At 39.9% G+C, this 316-nt stretch carries 1 protein-coding gene; it reads right to left on the bottom strand.

The genetic code is table 11. The features are described 5' to 3' along the window. Positions 1 to 316, bottom strand: a 316-nt coding sequence (locus ACFIK8_RS11955; protein WP_375669554.1) for an FtsW/RodA/SpoVE family cell cycle protein, incomplete at both ends; no start/stop codon positions are given.

Raw genomic sequence — 316 nt, 5'->3', positions numbered from 1 at the left:
AAATAAGAAAATAAAGGTAAGGGATACACCAGCAACAAAAAACAAACCACCCCATGTTGCACTTATTAAAAATGTTTGACCAATATCAGGCTGTAGAACAAGAAGCACACAGCAAAAAGCATAAAGTGCAGTAGCTAACGTGTAACCGGAAATACTCCTACGCTGTATCTGTTCCGAAAAAAGCCAAGCTGACATAACCACAAAAGCTGGCTTCATAAACTCTGAAGCTTGTACAGAAAAACCAAACACACGAATCCACCGCCGCGCTCCTTTTAATTCTGAACCAAAGAATAAGGTTGCGACCATCAAAACAAAC

The organism is Bartonella sp. MR168JLCBS (genome assembly GCF_042194175.1).
This window is presented reverse-complemented; position numbering and strand designations above follow the sequence as displayed.